Source organism: Shigella sp. FC1967, from assembly GCF_001743005.1.
GTDB lineage: Bacteria > Pseudomonadota > Gammaproteobacteria > Enterobacterales > Enterobacteriaceae > Proteus.
Window position 1 is genome coordinate 1 of record NZ_MIIZ01001016.1, and the last position, 1,289, is coordinate 1,289.

At 31.0% G+C, this 1,289-nt stretch carries 2 protein-coding genes; both read left to right on the plus strand.

Features of this window, described 5'->3' with window-relative positions:
- The first annotated feature begins 175 nt into the window (after positions 1-175).
- Complete coding sequence (locus BHE89_RS17530) at positions 176-592, plus strand: DMT family transporter (protein ID WP_069366971.1); 417 nt, start codon at positions 176-178, stop codon at positions 590-592.
- Between the two features lie 83 nt (positions 593-675).
- Positions 676-1,002, plus strand: a complete 327-nt coding sequence (locus BHE89_RS17535) for a DMT family transporter (protein ID WP_004245856.1) — start codon at positions 676-678, stop codon at positions 1,000-1,002.
- Positions 1,003-1,289: the final 287 nt, after the last annotated feature.

Genomic DNA, 1,289 nt, shown 5'->3' on the forward strand with positions numbered 1-1,289 from the left:
ATAAACCTGAAATTAAACAGAAAGATAATAATCGCTATATTACTTTAAATGAAGTAATGAATAAGCCTGGAGAATATCATTTATCGCAAGATAAATTAACGGATTCTGCTATTGAATATTTAAAAAGTTTGAAAAATTAATCTTAAATTATATCTGATAACTCAGGAGTCTTATTATGTCACCAAAAGCTAAATCATGGCTTTGGATGCTGGCGGTTATTATTTCAGAAACCTCAGCAACCTCTACTTTAAAAATGTTTGATAATAGTGAAGGAACAACTAAAACATTATTGTTAGGCTTAATTGTTGTTTTATACGTTATTTGTTATTACTCATTATCGCGTGCAGTAAAAAATATTCCTGTAGGGTTGGCATATGCTACGTGGTCAGGAACAGGGATACTCGTCGTATCAACATTAGGTATGGCATTTTATGGACAACATCCTGATACTGCGGCAATCATCGGCATGGCCGTTATTGCCAGTGGTATTGTGATTATGAATCTCTTCTCCAAAATGGGCTCAGAAGAAGAGGAAAAAGAAACAACGGAAACACCTAATATTAAACAGACTGCATCGCCAGTGAATAAATAAATCTACTTCTTAATAAATCTATTTTTAATAAAACTATTTTTTAATAAATAAGTACTTTATTAAAATAAATAAGGATAACCATTATGTTTACCGGATTCTTATGGCTGGCGTTGTCTATTGGTTCTGAAATCACGGGCACGTCAATGATTAAAAAGACCAACGGTTTTAGTAAATTAGCGCCTTCTGTTTTAGTGATTGCGGCTTACTGTATTTGTTATTTTGCCCTAACACGCGCAATGGGATATATCCCTGTTGGTGTAGCATATTCACTGTGGTGTGGGTTTGGTATTGTGGGTGTAACATTAGTAGCGATGATTTTATATAAACAAAAACCCGATCTACCAGCAATATTTTCTATGGCATTGATTATTTCTGGTGGGATAATTATGAATACATTTTCTACGATGTAAAAAAAATATATAAGCGATATATTTATTTCATTTTAAATAGAAGATGCCGATACCATTAGAAATGGTATCGGTGTTTCTTATGAACATTATCTAAAGGCTATTTTATTATATCTTTTTTAATTTTAATGCTATTTAAAAAGGAGTTTTTTTTATATACCAACTATTTCCTTAATAAGATAATGAAATTTTAAATTACAAGGAAATAAATATGCCAATTTCTTCATCACCAATTGCTTTAAGGACAATATATTTAAGAGCTACTGCAGATAAAGTTAAAGAAAAAGAAC